Annotated in this window: 19 protein-coding genes and 2 riboswitches; of the genes, 5 read left to right on the top strand and 14 right to left on the bottom strand. The window is 70.6% G+C overall.

The genetic code is table 11. The features are described from left to right. Positions 1 to 9: 9 nt before the first annotated feature. The 8 genes from glgC to cbiE form a co-directional block, all read right to left on the bottom strand. Positions 10 to 1278 carry a glucose-1-phosphate adenylyltransferase gene (glgC, locus tag FHS55_RS11760; RefSeq protein WP_183189948.1) on the bottom strand — a complete coding sequence of 423 codons (1269 nt, stop codon included), beginning with the start codon at positions 1276 to 1278 and terminating at the stop codon, positions 10 to 12. 13 nt (positions 1279 to 1291) lie between these two features. Beyond that, positions 1292 to 3544, bottom strand: coding sequence for a 1,4-alpha-glucan branching protein GlgB (gene glgB, locus FHS55_RS11755; RefSeq protein ID WP_183189947.1), 2253 nt, complete (start codon positions 3542 to 3544; stop codon positions 1292 to 1294). Between the two features lie 170 nt (positions 3545 to 3714). After that, positions 3715 to 6219, bottom strand: a complete 2505-nt coding sequence (locus FHS55_RS11750; RefSeq protein ID WP_183189946.1) for a glycogen/starch/alpha-glucan phosphorylase — start codon at positions 6217 to 6219, stop codon at positions 3715 to 3717. A gap of 85 nt (positions 6220 to 6304) precedes the next feature. Next, complete coding sequence (locus FHS55_RS11745) at positions 6305 to 6682, bottom strand: DUF423 domain-containing protein (protein ID WP_183189945.1); 378 nt, start codon at positions 6680 to 6682, stop codon at positions 6305 to 6307. A gap of 35 nt (positions 6683 to 6717) precedes the next feature. Further along, positions 6718 to 8028 (bottom strand): cobyrinic acid a,c-diamide synthase CobB, encoded by a 1311-nt coding sequence (locus FHS55_RS11740; protein ID WP_183189944.1) that lies wholly within the window; start codon positions 8026 to 8028, stop codon positions 6718 to 6720. Beyond that, positions 8025 to 8783, bottom strand: coding sequence for a precorrin-4 C(11)-methyltransferase (cobM, locus tag FHS55_RS11735; RefSeq protein WP_183189943.1), 759 nt, complete (start codon positions 8781 to 8783; stop codon positions 8025 to 8027). The genes FHS55_RS11740 and cobM overlap by 4 nt, the downstream gene beginning before the upstream one ends. After that, positions 8780 to 9178: a cobalamin biosynthesis protein gene (locus FHS55_RS11730; RefSeq protein ID WP_183189942.1), complete on the bottom strand. Its 399-nt coding sequence runs from the start codon at positions 9176 to 9178 to the stop codon at positions 8780 to 8782. The genes cobM and FHS55_RS11730 overlap by 4 nt, the downstream gene beginning before the upstream one ends. Next, complete coding sequence (cbiE, locus tag FHS55_RS11725) at positions 9175 to 10488, bottom strand: precorrin-6y C5,15-methyltransferase (decarboxylating) subunit CbiE (protein ID WP_246340079.1); 1314 nt, start codon at positions 10486 to 10488, stop codon at positions 9175 to 9177. The genes FHS55_RS11730 and cbiE overlap by 4 nt, the downstream gene beginning before the upstream one ends. A gap of 52 nt (positions 10489 to 10540) precedes the next feature. Between cbiE and FHS55_RS11720 the strand changes: the two genes are divergently transcribed. Beyond that, the gene (locus tag FHS55_RS11720) at positions 10541 to 11326 is read left to right on the top strand and encodes a cobalt-precorrin-6A reductase (protein WP_183189940.1); all 786 of its coding nucleotides are present in this window, start codon (positions 10541 to 10543) and stop codon (positions 11324 to 11326) included. 17 nt (positions 11327 to 11343) lie between these two features. On the opposite strand, the gene FHS55_RS11715 is transcribed toward FHS55_RS11720, so the two are convergent. From FHS55_RS11715 to cobW, 6 genes are all read right to left on the bottom strand, one after another. Then, complete coding sequence (locus tag FHS55_RS11715) at positions 11344 to 12132, bottom strand: precorrin-3B C(17)-methyltransferase (protein WP_183189939.1); 789 nt, start codon at positions 12130 to 12132, stop codon at positions 11344 to 11346. Beyond that, entirely contained in the window at positions 12129 to 12866 is a 738-nt protein-coding gene (locus FHS55_RS11710) for a precorrin-2 C(20)-methyltransferase (RefSeq protein ID WP_183189938.1), read from the bottom strand. The genes FHS55_RS11715 and FHS55_RS11710 overlap by 4 nt, the downstream gene beginning before the upstream one ends. Next, complete coding sequence (locus FHS55_RS11705; RefSeq protein ID WP_425485805.1) at positions 12863 to 13498, bottom strand: precorrin-8X methylmutase; 636 nt, start codon at positions 13496 to 13498, stop codon at positions 12863 to 12865. The genes FHS55_RS11710 and FHS55_RS11705 overlap by 4 nt, the downstream gene beginning before the upstream one ends. Positions 13499 to 13512: 14 nt before the next feature. Then, the gene (gene cobG, locus FHS55_RS11700) at positions 13513 to 14778 is read right to left on the bottom strand and encodes a precorrin-3B synthase (RefSeq protein ID WP_183189937.1); all 1266 of its coding nucleotides are present in this window, start codon (positions 14776 to 14778) and stop codon (positions 13513 to 13515) included. Then, the gene (gene cobN, locus FHS55_RS11695) at positions 14775 to 18065 is read right to left on the bottom strand and encodes a cobaltochelatase subunit CobN (protein ID WP_183189936.1); all 3291 of its coding nucleotides are present in this window, start codon (positions 18063 to 18065) and stop codon (positions 14775 to 14777) included. The genes cobG and cobN overlap by 4 nt, the downstream gene beginning before the upstream one ends. A gap of 127 nt (positions 18066 to 18192) precedes the next feature. Further along, positions 18193 to 19260 (bottom strand): cobalamin biosynthesis protein CobW, encoded by a 1068-nt coding sequence (gene cobW, locus FHS55_RS11690; protein WP_183189935.1) that lies wholly within the window; start codon positions 19258 to 19260, stop codon positions 18193 to 18195. A gap of 116 nt (positions 19261 to 19376) precedes the next feature. Then, positions 19377 to 19593, bottom strand: a riboswitch (cobalamin riboswitch). Between the two features lie 79 nt (positions 19594 to 19672). Beyond that, positions 19673 to 19878, top strand: a riboswitch (cobalamin riboswitch). A 33-nt stretch (positions 19879 to 19911) separates the two neighbouring features. Between cobW and FHS55_RS11685 the strand changes: the two genes are divergently transcribed. From FHS55_RS11685 to cobO, 4 genes are read left to right on the top strand one after another with little or no spacing between them, the layout of a single operon-like run. After that, complete coding sequence (locus tag FHS55_RS11685) at positions 19912 to 20097, top strand: CbtB domain-containing protein (protein WP_183189934.1); 186 nt, start codon at positions 19912 to 19914, stop codon at positions 20095 to 20097. A gap of 19 nt (positions 20098 to 20116) precedes the next feature. Continuing rightward, the gene (locus tag FHS55_RS11680) at positions 20117 to 20848 is read left to right on the top strand and encodes a CbtA family protein (RefSeq protein ID WP_183189933.1); all 732 of its coding nucleotides are present in this window, start codon (positions 20117 to 20119) and stop codon (positions 20846 to 20848) included. A 4-nt stretch (positions 20849 to 20852) separates the two neighbouring features. Beyond that, positions 20853 to 21359 (top strand): bifunctional adenosylcobinamide kinase/adenosylcobinamide-phosphate guanylyltransferase, encoded by a 507-nt coding sequence (gene cobU, locus FHS55_RS11675; RefSeq protein ID WP_183189932.1) that lies wholly within the window; start codon positions 20853 to 20855, stop codon positions 21357 to 21359. After that, complete coding sequence (gene cobO / locus FHS55_RS11670; protein WP_183189931.1) at positions 21356 to 21973, top strand: cob(I)yrinic acid a,c-diamide adenosyltransferase; 618 nt, start codon at positions 21356 to 21358, stop codon at positions 21971 to 21973. The genes cobU and cobO overlap by 4 nt, the downstream gene beginning before the upstream one ends. The last annotated feature ends 90 nt before the right edge of the window (positions 21974 to 22063 follow it).

Here is a 22063-nt window from a genome sequence, read left to right as displayed (position 1 = left end):
AGCGTCGGGCTAGAGTTCGAGCCGGTTGATCATCGATTGCGTAATGAGACAGATTCCCTTGTCAGTCCGACGAAAGCGCCGTGCGTCCTCCTCGGGATCCTCGCCCACCACGAGCCCCTCGGGAATGCGCACATGCGCGTCGATCACCACGTTCTTCAGCCGCGCCCCGCGGCCGACCTCGACATAGGGCAGGATGACGCCGTTCTCGATCGCCCCGTAGGAATTCACCCGCACGCCGGTGAACAGCAGGGCGCGGCGCAGCGAAGAGCCGGAGACGATGCAGCCGCCAGAGACCAGCGAGGAAATGGCCTGTCCGCGCCGGCCCTCGTCGTCATGCACGAATTTCGCCGGCGGGGTGATCTCGGCATAGGTCCAGATCGGCCAGTCGCGATCATACAGGTCAAGCTCCGGCACCACGCCGGTGAGGTCGATATTCGCCTCCCAATACGCGTCCACCGTGCCGACATCGCGCCAGTAGGGCGCGGTTTCCATGTCGGAACGCACACAGGAGCGGGCGAAGTGATGCGCGTGCGCCTTCCCGTGCTTGACGAGGTAGGGAATGATGTCCTTGCCGAAATCATGCGTCGAGAGCGGGTCGGCCGCGTCACGCCGCAGTTGATCGATCAGGAACTTGGTCTCGAAAATATAGATGCCCATCGAGGCGAGCGCCTTGTCCGGCTGGCCGGGCATGGCGGGCGGGTCCTTCGGCTTTTCGAGGAAGGAGATGATGCGGTCGGTGGCGTCGACATGCATCACGCCGAAGGCGCTGGCCTCCAGACGCGGCACTTCGAGACAGCCGACGGTGACATCGGCGCCCTTGTCGACATGCTCCTGCAGCATGATCTCGTAGTCTTGCTTGTAGATGTGATCCCCGGCCAGGATGATGATGTGCCGTGTGTCATAGGCCTCCACGATGTCGAGGTTCTGGTACACCGCGTCAGCCGTGCCGAGATACCACATGGTTTCCGAGACGCGCTGGCTGGCCGGCAGCACGTCGAAACTCTCGTTGCGCTCGTGCCGGAAGAAGTTCCAGCCGCGCTGCATGTGGCGGATGAGGCTGTGCGCCTGGTACTGCGTCGCCACCCCGATCCGGCGGATGCCGGAATTGAGGGCGTTGGAGAGCGCGAAATCGATGATGCGCGACTTGCCGCCGAAATAGACCGCCGGCTTGGCGCGACGATCCGTCAGCTCCATGAGGCGGCTACCGCGGCCACCGGCCAGCACATAGGCCATAGCCGTTCGCGCGAGTGGGGCGTTCTGGACCGTCGGCCGTGCCATGTGGCGTCTCTCCCTAGTTTGTCTGTTTGCGGACCGTGCGGCGCGCCTTGGCGAGCGGCGGCTCTGCAGGGCCCGGATCCCATGTGAAGTAAAGCGTCGCCAGCGGGGGCAGCGTCACCTCCGCACTCGCCGGCAGGCCATGCGCCGGCTCGCTGATGGCCGTCACCGACCCGAGATTGCCCATCCCCGAGCCGCCATAGATTTCGGCGTCGGTGTTGAGCAGTTCCCGCCAGCGGCCGGCCAGAGGCAGGCCGAGACGGTAGTTGGGGCGCGGCACCGGCGTGAAATTGGCGATCATCACCACCGGCGCATCGCCATCGCGGCCGATGCGCAGCCAGGCGAAGATCGACTGCTCCCGGTCGTCCACCACGATCCAGCGGAACCCTTCCGGGTCGCAGTCGCGGGCATGCAGTGTGACGGTGTCGCGATAGACCCGGTTGATCTCGCGCACCAGAAGCTGCGTGCCGCGATGGTGCGGGCCCATGTCGACGAGATGCCAGTCGAGCGAGCGCTCCTCGCTCCACTCGCCGCGCTGGGCGAATTCCTGGCCCATGAACAACAGCTTCTTGCCGGGATAGGCCCACATCATCGCGTAATAGGCGCGCACCGTGGCGAAGCGCTGCCAGTCGTCGCCGGGCATGCGGGTGAGCACCGTGCCCTTTCCGTGCACCACCTCGTCATGCGAGATCGGCAGCACGAAATTCTCCGAGAAGGCATAGACCAGCCCGAAGGTGATGCGGTCATGGTGCCAGCGCCGGTACACGGAATCGACCGAGAGATAGTCGAGCGTGTCGTGCATCCAGCCCATGTTCCACTTGAAGCCGAAGCCGAGGCCGCCGGCATAGACGGGCTGCGACACGCCGGCCCAGGAGGTGGATTCCTCGGCGATCACCACCGTGCCGGGATGCTCGGCATAGATGGTCTCGTTGGCGCGCTGCAGGAAGGCGACGGCGTCCTTGTTGTCGTTCGAGCCGTCGGGATTGGGCGCCCATTCGCCGTCGCGGCGCGAATAATCGAGATAGAGCATGGAGGCCACCGCATCGACCCTCAGCCCATCGATGTGGAAACGGTCGAGCCAATAGAGCGCGTTGGCGATCAGCATATTCGCCACTTCGCGCCGGCCGAAGTCGTAGATCGCCGTATTCCAGTCCGGATGGAAGCCGCGCCGCGGATCGGCATGCTCATAAAGCGGGCCGCCGTCGAAATGCGCCAGACCATGAATGTCGGTGGGGAAATGCGCCGGCACCCAGTCGAGGATCACCGACAGGCCGGCCTGATGCGCGCGATCGACGAAGCGGGCGAAGCCGGCGGGATCGCCGAACCGGCTGGTCGGCGCGAACAGGCCGATCGGCTGGTAGCCCCAGGAGGCGTCCAGCGGATGCTCGGAAATGGGCAGCAGCTCGATATGGGTGAAGCCCATCCACGCGACATAGCCGATGAGTTGATCGGCAAGTTCGTCATAGGTGAGGAAGCGATTGCCCTCCCCGCGCCGCCACGAGCCCAGATGCACCTCGTAGATGGACATCGGCTTCTCGCGCGCCGCGCCCTGGCCTCGCGCGGCGATATGCGCGGCGTCGTTCCATTCGAACGCGTCGGTCCGCGCCACCACGGAGCCGGTGGCCGGGCGGAACTCGCCGCGAAAGCCGAACGGATCCGCCTTCAGCGGCAGCAGGCGGCCGTCGGCGGCGACGATCTCGTATTTGTAGATGCTCCCCTCGCCCACCGCGGGCGCGAAGATTTCCCACAGGCCGCTGTCGATGCGCTTGCGCATCTGGTGGCGGCGCCCGTCCCACTGGTTGAAATCACCCACCACGGAGACGCGCGAGGCGTTCGGCGCCCACACCGCGAAACACACGCCCTCCACGCCCTCATGCGTGCAGGGATGCGCGCCGAGCCGCTCATACAGCGCCTTGTGCGTGCCCTCGACCAGCAGATAATCGTCCATCGGTCCCAGCACCGGGCCGAAGGAATAGGGGTCGTCCAGTATCCACGCGCCGCCGGGATTGCCGGCGCGCAGCCGGTAGCGCGCCCAGGCCGGGCGACCGGGCACCAGCCCTTCGAAGAAGCCCGCGTCGTCGCGCCGCGTCAGCTCGACGATCACGCGGCCATCCGCCTCGATCGCCTCCAACGTGTCGGCATGCGGCACGAAGGCGCGGATGACCAGCCCCTCGGGCGTCTCATGCGGACCCAGCAGCGCAAACGGGTCGGGATGACGGCCTTCGACCAGTTGCTCGACCTCACGATCGGGCGCCTGCCACTCACACATGTCACCAACCCTCTGCGCCGAGCCGCCACCTTCAAGGTGGCCACCATCAAAACCCACGCGCCGTGAAGGTTCCTTTACCGTCGACCAGAAGTCCACAATCAGCGTTCACTCAACCACTGTCAGGCAACGCAGGAAGGCCGCCCGGGGCATTGCCGGGCGGCCCGTCGAGTTCAGCGGACCGGCCGGACCGGCACGTTCCAGATGTCGGTGGCGTATTCGGTGATGGTGCGATCGGACGAGAACCAGCCCATGTTGGCGGTGTTGATCGCGCTCGACGTCCACCACTGCGCGCGCGTGTTCCAGCGCTGGTCCACCTTGCGCTGGGCCTCCCAGTAGGCATCGAAGTCGGTCGTCACCAGGAAATAGTCGTGGTGGCGCAGAGCATCGACCAGCGGCTTGAAGCGGTCCGGCTCGTCGGGCGAGAACACGCCCGATTCGACCGCGTCCAGCACTTCCGCGAGCAGCGGCGAGCGCTGGATAGTGCCGTATTCGTCGATTCCCGCCGCGCGGCGCTCCTCCACCTCCTGGGCGGTCAGGCCGAAGATGAAGATGTTGTCGTCGCCGACATGCTCCTTGATCTCCACATTGGCGCCGTCCAGCGTGCCGATGGTGAGCGCGCCGTTGAGCGCCATCTTCATGTTGCCGGTGCCCGAGGCTTCCATGCCGGCGGTGGAGATCTGCTCGGAGAGATCCGCCGCGGGAATGATCACCTCGGCCAGCGAGACATTGTAGTTCGGCAGGAACACCACCTTGAGCAGGTCGCGCACGGTGGGGTCGTCGTTGACCACCCTGGCGACGTCGTTGGCGAGCTTGATGATCAGCTTGGCCATGTGGTAGCTGGCCGCCGCCTTGCCCGAGAAGATCTTCACCCGCGGCGCCCAGTTCTTCGCCGGGTTGGAGCGCATCGATTCGTAGAGCGCGATGGTCTCCAGCACGTTGAGCAGCTGGCGCTTATATTCGTGGATGCGCTTGATCTGCACGTCGAACAGCGCGCCGGGATTGACCTTGATATCCAGCCGGTCGCGGATGAGGCGCGCCAGCGCGACCTTGTTCTGCCGCCGCACTGCCGCCAGCCGGTCGTGCAGCGCGCTGTCACCAGCCTTTTCCGCCAGTTTCCGGAGATTGGCCGGGTCGTCCAGCACGGCCGGGCCGCACACGTCCACCAGCAGGTTGGTGAGGCCGGGATTGGACTGGTAAAGCCAGCGGCGGAAGGTGATGCCGTTGGTCTTGTTGTTCATCCGGTCGGGGAACAGCCGGTAGAAGTCCTTGAATACCGTGGTCTTCATCAGCTCGCTGTGCAGCGCGGCGACGCCGTTGATGGAATGCGAGCCGAGGAAGGCGAGGTTGCCCATGCGCACGCGCCGGCCGTGATCCTCCTGGATCAGCGAGACGGAGGAGAGCAGCGCGTCGTCGCCGGGGAATTCGGCGCGAACCCGCTCCAGATGCTTGGCGTTGAGCAGATAGATGATCTGCATATGGCGGGGCAGCACACGCTCCATCAGCGGCACCGGCCAGGTCTCCAGCGCCTCCGGAAGCAGCGTGTGGTTGGTGTAGGAGATGGTGCGCACCGTGATGTCGAACGCCTCGTCCCACTCGATGTCGTTCTCGTCGACAAGGGTGCGCATCAGCTCGGCGACCGCGATCGAGGGATGCGTGTCGTTGAGCTGGATGGCGACCTTGTCGGGCAGCGAGCGGATATCGCCGAAGCTGTCGACATGGCGGCGGATCAGGTCGCGCAGCGAGGCGGCGGTGAAGAAATATTCCTGCCGCAGCCGCAATTCCTGTCCCGCCGGGGTCGCATCGCTCGGGTAGAGCACCTTGGAAATGGCCTCGGCCTTCACCTGGTCGACCAGCGCGCCGACATGGTCGCCCTGGTTGAAAGTATCCAGCCGGAGTGGATCGGCGGCACGCGCCGACCACAGGCGCAGCGTATTCACATGGCGCCCGCGCCAGCCGACGATGGGCGTATCATACGCCACCGCCTCGACCGTCTCGCTGGGGTGCCAGACCTGCTTCTTGCGGTCGCTGCCGACCGCGACCGCCTCGACCGAGCCGCCGAAGCCGACATCGTAATAGACCTCGGGCCGCTCGAACTCCCACGGATTGCCGAAGGACAGCCAGTCCTCGGGATATTCCTGCTGCCAGCCATTCTTGATCCGCTGCCGGAACAGGCCGTTCTCGTAACGGATGCCGTAGCCGTAGGCGGCGACGGAGAGCGTCGCCATGCTGTCCATGAAACAGGCGGCGAGACGGCCGAGGCCGCCATTGCCCAGCGCCGCGTCCGGCTCCACCTGCCGCAGCCGATCGAGATCGACGCCGAGATCGCCCAGCGCGGAGCGGGCGGTTTCCAGCATCTCGATATTGGTCAGCGCATCGAACAGCAGGCGGCCGATGAGGAATTCCAGCGAGAGGTAATAGACCCGCTTGCGGCCTTCCGAATAGGTCTGGCGGGTGGACGTGATCCAGCGATCGACGATCCGGTCACGCGTGGCGAAGGCGGTGGCGAGAAACCAGTCGCGGTCGCTCGCGGCAGCCGGATTTTTGCCCACGGCATAGGTGAGCTTGGAGATCACCGCCGCGCGAAACTTCGCGACGTCGTCCCCCAGGGTGGCAACGGCGGGGCGGGGGGTGGTCTCCGGCTTTTCCAGCATCTTGTCTTCGACCTCGACTGACATCCAGTTCTGCTCCCGTTGCGGCCTTCCGCCTCCGTCCATGCCGGAGAAGCGGTGCCGTCTGTCGTCATGCAACCTTTTGGCCAACTCAGGCCGAACGGCCGCCCCGCTCGAAGGCGGCGAGCCCCAGCACCAGCCACCCGACGATCAGCATAGTGCCACCGATCGGGGCAGCCATAGGAAAAATGATGATCCCCCAAAGGGCTCGCGCCGCCAGTGTGCCGCCGAACAGCGCCGCCCCGAGCGCGATCACCGACCCGCCGGCATCGGCGAAGGACAGGCGCGGTCCCCGCGCGGCCGCCAGCGCCGCCGCGCCCGTCGCGCCCGCCGCGCCGAGCATGAGGAAATAGGCCGCGGTAGTCAGGTTGGGGTCGGCGTTCACATGCGCGCCGGCGGCGGCGGCGGCGACGCCGGTCGCCCCCATCAGCCCGGCAACCAGAATAAGGAGACGACGCAACCCGTTCATGACCCACTCCAACTCACGCACGCGCCCCGCCCGCGTCAGTCGCGGGCGATGGCATGAAAGAAGGTACCCGAGACCAAGCCGCGACGCGCGCCCGCCGGCCCCATCTCCTTGCCCTGCCCGTCGCTCAGCGCGACAAGCGGTGCATCCTCGCCCGCCGATGTGACGCTGGCATAATGGAATTCGTGGCCGCGCAGCCGCGTGCCCTCAGGACCGAGCGGCGAGGCCGCCAGCGTCACCGCCCGGCGGTAGCCCAGATTGAGCCGCCGCCGGGCAAAGCTGGTGGCGTGGCCGAGCAGGCCGAGCATCGGGTGGCGCCCTCCCTCGGCATCCTCGATCGACTGGCCCAGCACCATGAACCCCCCGCATTCGCCATGCACCGGGCGGGTTTGCGCGACGTGCCGCACGCCCTCGAGAAAGCGCGTCGCGCCCGCCAGCCGCCCGCCATGCAGCTCGGGATAGCCGCCCGGCAGCCAGCACGCATCGCAGCTCGGATCCGGGGCCTCATCGGCCAACGGCGAAAAAGGCAGGATCTGCGCCCCTGCCCGCCGCCAGCCGGCGATCAGATGCTCATAGGCAAAGGAAAACGCCACGTCCTGCGCCAGTGCGATGCGCTGGCCCGGCGGCGGCAGCGCGATGGGGGCGGCACCGGACGCCGCGATCGGCCGGGCCAGCGCCACCAGCGCGTCGAGATCGACATGCGCCTGCGCGAGCGCGGCGAGGCGCTCCAGATGCGCCTTAAGTTCCGCATGCTCGCCGGCCTGCACGAGGCCGAGATGGCGCTCGGGCAGGCTGCTCGAGGCATCGCGCGGCAGGCTGCCCAATATCTGGATACCCAGCGCCGCGATCGCCTCGCTTGCCTGCAGCCGGTGGCGCTCGCTCGCCACCTTGTTGAGCACCACGCCGGCAATGCGCACGGCCGGATCGTGCGTCGCAAACCCCCGAACCACCGCCGCCGCCGATTGCGACTGGCCGGAAATGTCCAATACCAGCACCACGGGCAGCGCGAGCCGGGCGGCGAGGTCGGCCGCCGCGCCGCTGCGCCCCGCCTCGCCGGAAATGCCGTCGAACAGGCCCATCGAGGCCTCGATGACGACGAGGTCGGCACCCGCAGCCGCCTCCCCCGCCAGCGCGTCGACAAGGGTGGGCGGCATGGCGAAGCTGTCGAGGTTCAGCCCCGGCCGGCCGGTTGCCGCGGCATGGAAGGCGGGGTCGATATAGTCCGGCCCGGATTTCACCGCCCGCACCACCAGCCCGCGCCGCGCCAGCGCCGCGGTCACGCCCAGCGTCAGCGTGGTCTTGCCCGAACCCGAGCGCGGGGCGGCGATGATGAGGCCGCGCGCGCTCATTCCCGCCCCCGGAAGCGGCGCTGATAGGCGGCATCGTACAAGGCGCTCTCGCGGAACTGCGCGGCCGCCAGCGCGCGCCCCACCAGGATGAGCGCGGTGCGCTCCACCGGCTCGGCCGCCACCAAGGCGAGGATGTCACCGAGCGTTCCGCGCATCACCCGCTCGCTCGGACGCGTCGCCTCCACCACGACAGCGACCGGGCAGTCGGCGCCATAGAGCGGCGTGAGATCGGCCACCACCTTGTCCAGCGCGTGGATGGCGAGGTGAATGGCGAGCGTCGCCCCGGTCGCGCCGAAGGCCTTGAGCGTCTCGCCCTCCGGCATGGCGGAGGCGCGGCCCGAGACGCGGGTGAGAATGACACTCTGCGCAAGCCCCGGCACGGTCAGTTCGCGCCCCAGCACCGCGCTGGCGGCGGCGAAGGCCGGCACGCCGGGGGTGAGTGTATAGGCAATACCGGCCCGCTCCAGCCGGCGGATCTGCTCGGCCACCGCGGAATAGATGGACAGGTCGCCCGAATGCAGCCGCGCCACGTCCTGCCCGGCGGCATCGGCCGCCACATATTCGCGTTCGATCTCATCCAGCGACAACGGTGCGGTATCGACGATGCGCGCGCCCGGCGGGCACCAGGCGAGCACCTCGGGCGGCACGATGGAACCGGCATAGAGGCAGACGGGACAACGGCCGATGAGGTCGCGCCCGCGCAGCGTCATCAGGTCCGCCGCGCCGGGCCCCGCGCCGATGAAATGAACCGTCACGCCCCCTCGCCTCCCGTCTGTGCTTCGCGGGCGAGCGCGCAGGTCACCGGCCCCAGCACGAAGCGCGGGCCGATCAGCGTGGAGCGCCGCCCGGCCACCGCCAGCGCCGAGGCCTCCGCCACCGAGGGCAGGCCCATCAGCGCCACCACCCGCTCGGAGCGGGTCGCCGCGCGCGCGCCGGCCGCCTCCAGCTGCGCCTGCGGCACCATGACCAGCAAAAGGCCGAGATCGAGCGCCGCCTTCAGGATGCCGGCCTCGCTGCCCTTCATCGCCGGGGTCGCCATCAGCGAAATCTCGCTCAGCTTCACGTCGTGCCGCGCCAGCGCCCCGCGCACGGCGGCGCAGACTTCCTCCGCCGTCACGCCACGACGGCTGCCGACCCCGGCGACGATCATGCGGGCGTTCCCTTCACGGCTTCACCCGGCACCCGGGGCTTCACCCAGCTCCCCGGCTTCTCCCAGATCCATTGCGTCACCGGCATGGCGGCGCGCCAGCCGGTGAGCCCGCCCACCGGCGCGGCGCGGGCGACGGACAGGCGAAGGAGCTCGCCCCCGCGCGCGGCATGCTGCGCCAGCAGCACGGCCTCGGTCTCCAGCGTCACCGCGTTGACCACCAGCCGCCCGCCGGGCTTCAGGCATGCGAGCGCCGCCTCCATCACGCCGGCATCGCCCGCCCCGCCGCCAATGAAGATGGCGTCCGGCGCCGGTAGGCCGGCCAGCGCCGCCGGCGCGCGCCCTTCCACCAGCAGGAGCCCCGGCACGCCGAGCGCATGGGCGTTGCGATGGATGCGCGCCGCGCGGTCCGCCCGCTCCTCGATGGCGATGGCAGCCAGCGAGGGGTCCGCCAGCATCCATTCGATCGCGACCGAACCCGCCCCGGCACCGATGTCCCACAAGAGTTCGCCCCGGCGCGGGGCGAGCGCGGAGAGTGTCACCGCGCGGATCTCGCGCTTGGTCAGCTGGCCGTCATTCTCGAACCACGCATCCGGCAGGCCCGGCGCGCGGGGAAGGACGCGGGCGTCTCGCGACCCCTCCACCTCGATGCCGACGAGGTTGAGCGGATCGACATCCATGAGCGCGAAGTCGCCGGCGACGGTGCTGCGCAGCCGCTCGCGCGGGCCCCCCAGCGCCTCGCCCACATGCAGCGTCGACCCGCCGAAGCCGCCCTCCACCAGCAGGCGCGCGATGGCGGCGGGCCCGTCGGCATCGGAGGTCAGCACCAGCAGGCGGCGGCCGGGGTGGAGATGCGGGCGGATGAGATCGAGGTCCCGCCCGTGCGCGGTGAGGCACGCCACCTCCCCCAGCGCCCAGCCGAGCCGGGCGGCCGCGAGACTGAACGAGGACGGCGCGGGAAACACCCGCATCTCCTGCGCCGGTACATGCCGCGCCAGCGTGGCGCCGACGCCGTGGAGGAACGGATCACCGGAGGCGAGCACGCAGACCCGCTGCCCGCGCCGCGCCAGCACCAAAGCGATGCCGCGCTCGAAGGGCGAGGGCCACGGCTCGCCCCGCCCCTTCACCGCCGCGCCCGCCAGCGCCAGATGGCGCGCGCCGCCGAACACGATGTCGGCCGCCTCGATGGCGGCACGAGCGGCGGGGGCGAGGCCGGCGAGCCCGTCTTCGCCGATGCCGACAATGGACAACCAGCGCGCTTCCGGGGCATCGTCGCGGCGCGTTCCCAATGGGGCCGCGGAAGAGGTATCCAAGGACGTTCCCTGTGGCGTCGCCGATTCCGGCGCGATGGATTCAGCCTGCGACATGAACCCGCCTTCTGCCGGCCGGGAGGCCGGCGCCCCGCGCCTGCTCATCCTCGGCGGCACGTTGGAAGCCCGCGAACTGGCCGCGACGATTGCCGCGCAGGGAGGCTTTGACGCCAGCCTGTCGCTGGCCGGGCGCACGCGCAACCCGCAGGGCCAGCCCCTGCCGGTGCGCTCGGGCGGATTCGGCGGCGTCGAGGGGCTTGTCGAGCACCTGAAGGCAGAACGCATCGACGCGCTGGTCGACGCCACCCATCCCTTCGCCGCCATCATCTCGCGCAATGCCGCGGAGGCCGCCCGCCGCGCCGGCGTGCCGCTGCTCGCGCTGGTGCGCCCCGTATGGGAGCAACGCGCCGGCGACATCTGGACCGCCGCAGCCGACATTCCCGAGGCGGTCGGCAAGCTGGGCGACGCGCCCCGCCGCGTGCTGGTGACGCTCGGGCGCAACGAGGTCCGCGCGCTGGAAGCCGCGCCGCAGCATCATTATCTCGTGCGCAGCATCGATGCCGTCGAGCCGCCGCTCGCGCGGGCGCATGCGCGCTATATCGAGGCGCGCGGGCCGTTCGCGGAGGGCGACGAGCGCGCCCTGCTGGCTGATAACCGCATCGACGCCATCCTCTCCAAGAACAGCGGCGGCGCGGCGACCTATGGCAAGATCGCGGCCGCCCGCGCGCTGGGCATCGAGGTGATCATGGTCGCCCGGCCGGCCCGCCCCGTGGTCGCGACGGTCGAGAGCGTCGCGGCGGCCATGGCGTGGCTGGAGCGGATCCGGCGGGAGACGACCTGACGCGAGCGGTTGCCCCATCACGCATCCCCGGCCCGGCGCGGCGTATAGACCAGCGCCGGCAGGCCGGGGCGCTCGACGATGCGGGTTTCCGGCGAACCGACGATGATGCAGGTCGCCATGTCCGCCATGTGGCCGCGCGCATTGGTCAGAGGCACCAGCCGCATGCGCTCGTCCGGCCGTCCGACCGCGCGGCCGAAGATCACCGGCACGGTGCCCGCCAGTTCCTCGCGCAGAACCTCGAACGCCCGGTCCAGCTGGTGCGGGCGAGCCTTCGACACCGGGTTGTAGAAGGCCATGGCGAAGCCCGCCTGCGCGGCGAGGCGCAGCCGCGTCTCGATGATCTCCCAGGGCTTCAGATTGTCGGAGAGCGAAACCGCGCAGAAATCATGGCCGAGCGGCGCGCCCGCCCGCGCCGCCACCGCCAGCATCGCGGTGATGCCCGGCACGATGGTGAGGTCGAGAGCGCGCCATTCGGCCGGCCCCGTCTCGATCGCCTCGATCACCGCCGCCGCCATGGCGAACACGCCGGGATCGCCGCCCGAGACCATCGCCACCTTTGCCCCGGCGGCGGCATGGGCGAGCGCGGCGCCGGCCCGCGCCAGTTCCTCGCGATTGTCGGAGGCGAAGCGCTGCTGGCCCTCGCGCACCGGCACGCGCTCCAGATAGGGCATGTAGCCATAGAGCGCCTCCGCCTCCTCCAGCGCGGCGCTGGCCTGCGGGGTCAGGAAGCGCGGCTCGCCGGGGCCGAGGCCGACGACGGCGATCTTTCCGGCGGTGGTGTTGCCGAAGGTGAGAGTCGCATTCATGCCCGTTCCCTCCATCCCGGCACCAGCACGATGGCGAAATAGGGCGCCGGGGCCTCGCCCCGCGTCGCCAGCCGCTCGCACAGGCTACCCGTCATCGTGCCGCGCTCCACATAGAGCGCGCGGTCCAGCCGGCCGGAGGCTTCGAGCGCCCGCCGGATCTTCGGCAGATTGCGCCCGACCTTCATGATGACGGCCGCATCCGCCTCGCCAAGCCGGCGCGCCAGCTCGGCCTCGGGCAGCGTGCCCGGCAGCACGCTGAGCACATCGTCGCCCTGCGCGATCGGCGCGCCGGCCTGCGACCAGCAGCCGGACATGCCGGTGACGCCGGCAATGACCTGCGTGGGGTAGCGATCGGCGAGGCGCACATGCAGGTGCATGTAGGAGCCGTAGAAGAGCGGGTCGCCCTCGGACAGCACCGCCACCGTGCGCCCGGCATCGAGATGGGCGGCGACGCTGGCCGCCGAGGCGTCGTAGAAGGCGGTGATCGCCGTGCGGTAGGGCGCCTCATCCTTCGGCATTTCCGTGGTCACGGGATAGAAGAGCGGCATTTCCTCGATGCCGGTGCGGAAATGGGCATGGGCGATGGCGCGGGCATGGCTACCATTGCCGAGCTTAGCGAAATAGGCGACGACATCGGCCGCGCCGAGCGCGCGCACCGCCTTCAGCGTCAGCAGTTCCGGATCGCCCGGCCCGACACCCACGCCGATCAGCCGGCCGCTGGAGGTTCCCGTCATAGGCCCGGCCTCGCCAGCGCATTGATCGCCGCCGCCGTCATCGCCGAGCCGCCGAGCCGCCCGCGCACCACCAGCCATGGCACGCCATGGTCGCCCGCCGCGAGCGCATCCTTGGATTCCGCCGCGCCGACAAAGCCGACCGGAATGCCGAGGATCGCCGCCGGCCTGGGCGCGCCGGCATCGATCATTTCCAGAAGCCGGAACAGCGCGGTCGGCGCGTTGCCGATGGCGATGACCGCCCCCTCCATCCTCTCGCGCCACAGTTCCAGCGCCGCGGCCGAGCGCGTGGTGCCCAGCCGTTCGGCCAGCTCGGGAACGGAAGGATCTTGCAGGGTGCAGATCACCTCGTTGCCAGCGGGCAGGCGCGCGCGGGTGACGCCATGCGCCACCATCTGCGCATCGCACAGGATCGGCGCGCCGGCCTGCAGCGCGCCACGCGCCGCGCGCACCAGACCGGGCGAGAAATCGATGGCGAAGGCGGCTTCCACCAGCCCGCAGGCGTGGATCATGCGCACCGCCACGTCCGCCTCATCGGGCGTGAAGCGGCCGAGATCGGCCTCCGCGCGGATGATGGCGAAGGAGCGCTCATAGATCGCCGTGCCGTCACGCACATAATCGAACGGGATGGACACTCAGGCCAGATCCTTCATCGCGCAGCCGCCTTCCTCACGCATTTGCCTCCCCCCAACGTCTCCGCAACCGCTTTCGCCACGGCCTCCCGCAGCTGCGCCACGGGCATGATCCGTGCCGGCAAGGTCGCCGCGAGAATGTCGCGCGGCGTGCCTTCGACCACGAGACCTGCCCCCTCGTCCAGCCCCACGATGGTGAGCGTCGCCGGCGCGGGGTGCGCGCAGCCCTTCACGCAGCCGGACACATGCAGCGTGCCGCCCGCGATGAGAGGAGCGATCTGCGCCGCCAGAACATGGGTCTCAAGCCGGGCGGAGGCGCAGGCGGGCTGCCCGGCGCAGGCGAAGACGCGCCGTCGCGGATCGGCCGGATCGGTGATGAAGCCGAGTTCCGCCGCGCGGCGCTCCAGCCCCACGGAGGCCTCGGGCGCCAGCCCGGCCAGCAGCAGCGCCCGCCCCGCCGCCGGCTCGACATGGCGCACGTCCGCATCCCTCGCCAGCACCGCCAGCGCCGCCAGCGTCTGCGCCCGAACCTGCCCGAAGGCGAGGCCGAGCCCCAGCGCCACGCAGCCGTCCCTCAGCCTATGGCGCCCCACCGGCTCGGCATCCGGCCGCACCGCGCCCTCACCCCGTGGCAGGGGCGCGAGGGCGTTGAGATCGCGGAGCCGCGCGGCGCCGTCCCCCGCCATCACGTCGTCCATGCGGGCGGCGGGCCCGTGCGCGGCGAGGCGCTCCAGCAGATCCAGCACGAGCCGCTGGGCATGGGCCTGCGCGACCACGCCGACCGTTCGCCCCGCCAGAACCACCCGCCAGCACTGATTCGCGTCGGCCACCAGCGCGATATCCGCTTTGAGCGCGCCCGCGTGGAGCGACCCGCCGCCATCGACCACCAGCGAGACCTTGGGCGCGAGGCGCGGCAGCAGCGTCGCCGCCCGCTCGCTGAGAGCACGGGCGAGCGGGCGCGGATCGGCCCGCTCGGCGGGATCGAGCCCGGCCAGCGCGCTCGTCTCGACGGCAAAGCCGGTCGGCACCTCGATGCCCAGCCCCGCCACTGCCGCCGGCAGCGCCGCCGCGCTCGCCTCGCTCAGCCCGCGCAATTGCAGCTTGCCGCGCGCCGTCACCTCAAGGATGCCATTGCCGAGCGTGGCGGCAAGGCTGGCCAGCCCTTCCAGCTGGTCCACCGACAAGGGATCCGCCGGCTGGATCCGCGCCAGCAGCCCGTCGCCAGTCAGCATCGGCCGGGGCAGCGTCGGGCAGGCCCCGCGTCGCAGGGGCGCCGCGCTCATTCCGCCGCCTCCCCGGAAAGGGTGGCGAGATCCGCGCCGACATCGTTGCGGCGGGGGTGCCAGAGCCCGCTCAGCCGCGCCCGCTCGAAACGGGCGGCAACGAAGCGGGCGGCCTCCGGCGACGCGGCGCGCAGGAAATCGCGCACGCTCTCGTCGCCGACATAGGCGGCGTGCAGCGCGTCGACCAGATGGCCGGGCACGGCGCGGGTGGCTTCCGCAAAGCCGATCAGCCGATCCACCGTCTCGGCGATCTCGGCCGCCCCGCGCGGGCCGTGCCGCAAAAGCCCGGCGATATAGCGCGGGTTGGTGCGCCCGCGCACGATGCGGGCGATGGCCTGGCCAAGCGGGCGCGCCGTGGGGCGGGCGGGATCGGATGTGTCCAGCACGACCAGATCGGGCACGCGCCCCAACCGCTCGGCCGCCGCCGCGAAGCCGCCGATGAAGGCGAGGTCGGCATCGCCTTCGAGCAGGTCGCGGCCGGGATCGTCGGCGCCATGGACAAGCATGTCCGCCGCCGCCACGCGGGCCGCGAAGGCCGCGCCGGCCTCAAATGCCGTGCCCTCCGCTCCGCCATAAGCGTGCGAGGCGCTGGCGAGATAGGCGTCGCCCAGCGCCTCGCGCTCGATTCCATCGCCCGGCCGGTCGAGCCCCGCGCCATAGGCGCCCGGCGCGCTGCCGAAAATGCGCGGCGCGCCCTCGCCATGTTCGCGCAAGGGATTCTCGTCCGCCGTCTCCTCGCGCCGCGCCACCGCCCGCAACGCGGCGTCGAGCAGGGCGATCTGCGCGGGAAACAGGTCGCGGAACAGCCCGGAAATGCGGAAGGTGACGTCGACACGCGGACGCCCGAGCACGGCGGTCGGCAGCACTTCCACCCCCGTCACCCGGCCGGTCGCGTTATCCCAGAGCGGGCGCGCGCCGATGAGCGCGAGCCCCTGCGCGATCTCCTCGCCGCCGGTGCGCAGCGTGGCGCTGCCCCACAGATCCAGCACCAGCGCGCGCGGCCAGTCGCCATGTGCCTGCGCATAGGCGCGCAGCACCTCCTCCGCCGCCAGCCGGCCGAGATCCATCGCGGTCGCCGTCGGCAGGGCGCGCGGATCGCTGGCGAAGAGGTTGCGCCCGGTCGGCATCACGTCGGTACGCCCGCGCCCCGGCGCCCCGGCCGGGCCCGCCGCCACGCGTCGTCCGTCCAGCACGGCCAGCAATCCGTCCCGCTCCGCCGCCCCGCACGGGCCGCGACCATAGACATGGAAGCCGTCCTTCAGGCGCATCTCCTTGATGTCGCACAGGAACGCGTCGATCTGCTTCAGCGCCTCGTCCGGCGAGGCATCGGCGGAGAGCCCGGCATCGCGGGCAAAGCCGGTGCGGCTCGCCTCCTCCACGATCAGCCGTGCCAGCCGCTCGCGCCGGCGGCGGTCGAGCCCGTCGGCCTGCGCATATTCATCCACCAGCCGCTCCAGCTCGCGCCCCTCGCCGGCGAGCCCGGCTTCCAGCGTCGGCGGCGGCAGGTGGCCGAGCGTGACGGCGGCGATGCGCCGCTTGGCCTGCGCCGCCTCGCCGGGATTGGAGACGATGAAGGGATAGGCCACCGGCAGGCTGCCCAGCACGAGTTCGGGGAAACAGGCGCTTGTGAGCGCGACATGCTTGCCCGGCAGCCATTCGAGCGTGCCATGCGCGCCCATATGCACCAGCGCGTCCGCCTGCCGCCGCAGCCACAGGCCGAAGGCGAGCAGCCCATGGCGCGGCGGCAGCGCGGGGTCATGATACTGCGCCCGCCGCTCGGCACGGGCGCCGCGATCGGGCGCGATGGCGACGGTGACATGACCGAAGGCGCGGGCCCTGAAATGGAAAGCATCGTCGGACACGTCCGGATCGTCTTCCGGCGCCCCCCACGCCGCGTGAACGGCCGCGACGGACGCGGCGGGGAGCGTCGCCAGATGAGTGCGGTAATCGGCGAGGGCGAGGGTCGAAGGCGACGCGAAGCCCTCGCCCCGCACCGCCTCCAGCAAGGCCCGCGCATCCGAAGGCACCCCGTCCACGCGATAGCCCGCCGCATCGAGATCCGCCATCAGCGCCAGCACGCTGGCCGGCACGTCGAGGCCCACCGCCCAGCCGGTTCGGCCGGGCGCGCCGGCATATTCCGGCATGAGCACGGCGATGCGCCGCTCGCCGCGCGGCATCGCCTGGAGCCGCACCAGCGATGCCACCCGCTCCGCAACCTGCGCCACACGGTCGGGCTCGGGCCGGTTGACCAGCGCGGTGAAGCCCGGCACGGCGGGGGCGTCGGCCGGCGCCTTGAAGGAGAGCGCTCCCGCCAGCACCCGCCCGTCGAGCTCGGGCAGCACGACATGCATGGCGAGGTCCGCGCTCACCAGCCCGCGCACGCCCTCGGCCCAGGCCGCGCGCGGCGTGGTGGCAAGGATGGCCTGCAGCACCGGCACGCCGGGCGCGTCGAGCACGGTCTCCTCGCCCGGATCGCCAGCGGCGAAGGCGGTGAGCGTGACGATGGCCGCCGGCTTCATCTCCGCCAGAACGGTGCGCAGGAAGGCGATGGAGGCCGGCTCGCGCAGCGAGGCGACGAAGATCGGCCGGGGGTCCAGCCCGCGCGCGGCGAGCGCGGCGCACAGCGCCTCGACCGGCGCGGTATCCCCCGCCAGCCACATGGAGCGGTAGAAGATGACGGGAATGGCGGGGGCGCCGGCCGTCTCCTCACCGCCCCACTCATGAAATCCCGCCAGCGGCACCGGCTGCGGCGGGGGGGCCTCGACCGCGCGCCCCGCATGCCTCGCCAGCCGGCGCAGCAGCGCGCGCAGGTTGGCCGGGCCGCCGGCGCGGAAATAGCCGAGCAGCGCCTTCAGTTCCTCGTCCGGCAAGGTCGAGGCCTCGGCGAGGCGGGGATCGTCGCGGTCCTCGCCCGGCAGCAGGGCGAGGAGGATGCCCCGCGCGCGGGCCACAGCGGCCAGCCGCTCCACGCCGTAGCGCCACCAGTCCAGCCCGCCGAGCAGGCGGATGACGATGATGCGCGCCTGCACCGCGCTGCGGTCGATCCACAGATCAACCGACATCGGATGCCGCAGATCCCGCAGGTTCACGAGACGCAGGCTCGGCAGTCCCTCGGTGCCGGCGCCCTCCGCCCGCTCCTCCGCCTCCGCATGCGCCCGCGCCGCAGCCAGCCCCACCAGATCGCTGTCTGTGAAGGACAGCACCACCACCTCGCCCGGCGTCTGGGCGAGGTCGACCGGCTCGACCAGATCGTCGAGGCTGGTGGACGTGGTGGTGAGGATGTGCATGAGGCGTGGGCGCTCCTGTAATCGTCATCCCGGCCGAAGCATCGGGCAGAGTCGGGATCGGCTGCCATCCACGAACGGGCGGACGATCGCGGATCGGCCTGTCGGCCGTCCGCGATGACGGGTCGGCTCACGCGGCCGCCAAGGCTCCGGCGAGGATCGCCTCCACCTTCGCCCGGTCGAGCCCCTTGAGGCCGATCGCCACCAGCCGGCCGCGGCGCGTCTCCGCGCCCCACGCCCGGTCATAATGATGGGCCACGCGCGGGCCGACCGCCTGCACCAGAAGCCGCATCGGCTTGCCGGTGACCGAGAGGAAGCCCTTCACCCGCAGCACGTCCGCCTCCTCGGCGGCGCGGGCGATGCGGATGGCGAATTCGGCCGGGTCGGCGATTTCCGGCACCTCGACGATGAAGCTGTCGAAATCGTCGTGGTCGTGGTCGGCCTCATCGTCGTGATGGGTGTGGCGGTTCTCGATATCGTCCTCGGTGCCCACCCCGAGGCCCATGAGGATCGCCGGATCGATCGCCCCGCCTGTCACCGGCACAACGCGCACGCCCCGGGGCAGTTCGGCGTCGAGCGCGGCGCGGGCACGGGCCGCGCCGGCTGCGTCGATCAGGTCGCCCTTGGTGAGGATGACGAGATCGGCGCAGGCGATCTGGTCGTCGAACACTTCCTCGATCGGGTCGTCATGGTCGAGCGAGGCATCGGCCGCGCGCTGCTCGGCCAGCGCGTCATGATCGTGGGCGACCCGGCCCGAGGCCAGCGCCTCCCCGTCCACCACGGCGACGACGCCGTCCACCGTCACGCGGCTCCGGATCGCCGGCCAGTGGAAGGCCTGCACCAGCGGCTTGGGCAAAGCGAGGCCGGAGGTCTCGATGAGGATGTGGTCGACCTTCGGCTCCAGCGCGAGAATGGCATCGAGCGCGGGCACGAAATCATCCGCCACGGTGCAGCAGATGCATCCATTGGCCAGTTCGACGATGTTCTCCTCCGGGCAGGTGTCGATGCCGCAGCCCTTCAGGATCTCGCCATCGATGCCGACATCGCCGAACTCGTTGACGATGACCGCGAGGCGCTTGCCCCGCGCATTTTCCAGCACATGGCGGATGAGCGTGGTCTTACCCGACCCGAGGAAACCGGTGACGATGGTGCACGGCACCCGCGAAAGAACGGTCGAACTGGTTGCGGCGGCGGTCATGCGGCGTCTCCACGAAAGCCCAAGAGGTCCATGGGATGCGCCGGTCGCGGAAAAATTCCGCGCGAAGCCGCGCCGGTGGAGCGCCGCTCTGCCTGCTGCCGGGCACCCCGCCGGCGGACAAGACCGAACCGCCGGCAGGTCTCCTGGCTCGCGGGTCGCGGCCCTGTCTCCGCCTTCCCGGCGCGGGCGCCAGTGGCTGATGGAGACGGGCTCGCCGCTTACAGTTGCGGGGGCAGCCGCGGAATTGGAGCACGCCGCCTGAAGGCCCGCTCCGCACCGCATTCCCTTTTCGTCCCTCTCCGGAAAGAGGAAACCGATGGTCGCCGTCACTTAAGGAGCGTCCGGAGGGAATGTCAAACCGCCCCCGGCCCCGGCCCGCGTCGCCGCCATTGCGGCGCGGGGATTGGCGGGTATAGTCGCGAGCGTCGTCGGTTCCCGTGAGACGCACGGGACGCAAGACGGGAACGCGGTGGGGCGGAGACATCCGCCGAATCCTCGGCTGCCCCCGCAACTGTGAGCGGCGAGCCCTCCTCCATCAGCCACTGGCCTTGTGCCGGGAAGGCGGAGACGGGGCCGCGACCCGCGAGCCAGGAGACCGGCCGGCGACGGAAACCGCAACGGCCCTCGGGTGGAGGGCCAAAGGAGACTGTCATGACGACCCGGAACGGCCTGAATCTGGCCGCCTCGCACGATTCGCTCGCCGCCCGCGCGGTGGCCATCACCTTCGCGGCCCTCATCGGCGTGGTCGTGCTCGGCGGCGTGGGCTTCTCCCATGTCAGCGCCATGCACAACGCGACGCATGATGTGCGCCACGCCAACGCCTTCCCCTGCCACTGACCGTGCCGGGGGACTCTTCATGTCGCTTTTCAGGACGATTCTTTTCGTCGCCGCGCTTGCCGGCATCGGCACCGGGCTGGTGGGCGCCGGCCTCCATCTCCTCACCACCGTCCCGCTGATCCTCAAGGCCGAGACCTTCGAGCAGGCGGAAGCCGCCGCGCCCGCCCATGACCATGCGAATGCCACCGCGCAGGCGGCCGGCGCGCAGGAATCGGCTGCGCACGAGCATGACAGCGAGGCCTGGGCACCGGCCGACGGCTTCGAGCGCAACGGCCTCACCCTGCTGTTCACCGTGCTCACCGGCTTCGGCTTCGCCTTGCTGCTGGTGTCGGCGAGCGAGATCGCCGGCGGATTGCAAAACTGGCACCAGGGCGTGATCTGGGGTCTGGCGGGCTTTGCCGTTTTCACCCTGGCGCCCGGGCTTGGCCTGCCCCCCGAACTGCCGGCCATGCCGGCCGGCGACCTCGCGGCGCGCCAGCTCTGGTGGGTGGGCACGGCGGCGGCGACCGCCGGCGGCCTCGCGCTTCTCGCCTTCGGCCGCTCGCCCCTGCTCGCCGTGGCCGGCGTCGCGCTCATCGTCGCGCCGCAGCTGATCGGCGCGCCGCAGCCGGACAGCTATGAGACGGCGATTCCCGAAGCTCTGCATCACCGTTTCGTGGTCGCGAGCGTAGCGGTGAGCTTCGTGTTCTGGGCGCTGCTCGGCGGCCTTGCCGGCTGGCTGCGCCCGCGCCTCGCCGCGCCCGCGGCCTGACGGGGTGACGAGCCTCACCTTCATCCTCGGCGGCGCCCGCTCCGGCAAGAGCCGGCACGCCGAGGAACTCATCGAGCGCCTGCCCGCGCCCTGGAGCTATATCGCAACCGCCGAGGCCTATGATGCCGAGATGGCGGAGCGCATCGGCCTGCACCGCGCGCGCCGGGGCGAGGGCTGGCAGACGCTGGACGCCCCGCACGATCTCGCGCGCACGGTGGCCGGGCTTCCCCCCGGCCGGCCGGTGCTGGTCGACTGCCTCACCCTGTGGTTGACCAACCGCCTGCTCGCCGAGGCCGACCTTTCGGCCGAATGCGCGGCGCTGGTCGCGGCGCTGGGTGCCCATGACGGCCCGGTGGTGGTGGTCTCGAACGAGACCGGCCTCGGCATCGTGCCCGACAACGCGCTGGCCCGCCGCTTCCGCGACGCGCAGGGCCGGCTCAACCAGATGGTGGCGGCCCGCGCCGACACGGTGATCTTCATGGTCGCCGGGCTGCCGATGAAAGTGAAATGACGACCGATATTTCCGAGGAGGACGCCGCCCGCCACCGCGCCAAGATGGAAAAGCGCAAGGCGGTGCAGGATGCCGAAGTGGCGGGCAAGACGGTGGAGAAGGGTCTTCTCATCGTCCACACCGGCACGGGCAAAGGCAAGTCCACCGCCGCCTTCGGCCTTGCGCTGCGGGTGCTGGGCCATGGCGGGCGGGTCGGCGTGGTGCAGTTCATCAAGGGCGCCTGGCAGTCCGGCGAGCGGGACGCGCTGGCAAGCTTCGGCGAGCGGGTCGTCTGGCACGCCATGGGCGAGGGCTTCACCTGGGAGACGCAGGACCTCGCCCGCGACATCGCGGCGGCGCGCCGCGCCTGGGAAAAGGCCCAGGAATTGATGGCGGATCCGACCATCGGCCTCGTCATCCTCGACGAGCTCAACATCGCGCTGCGCTACGACTATCTCCCGCTGGAGGAGGTGATCGCCGCGCTTGCGGCGCGCCGGGCGGGGCTGCATGTCGTCGTCACCGGGCGGAACGCCAAGCCGGCGCTGGTGGAAGCCGCCGATCTCGTCACCGAGATGAGCCTGGTGAAGCACCACTTCAAGGCCGGGGTGAAGGCGCAGCCAGGCATCGAGTTCTGATGCCATCCCGATGCCTTTCCGGGGAGGAATTGAACCGTGCGCTCTCACAATTTGCCGATGACATTCCTATGTGATGAGAGACGCCGAAAC

The organism is Ancylobacter tetraedralis (assembly GCF_014195655.1).
Taxonomy (GTDB): domain Bacteria; phylum Pseudomonadota; class Alphaproteobacteria; order Rhizobiales; family Xanthobacteraceae; genus Ancylobacter; species Ancylobacter tetraedralis.
Note: the sequence above shows the minus strand (reverse complement) of the source record. Positions and strands in the feature narration are given on the sequence as shown.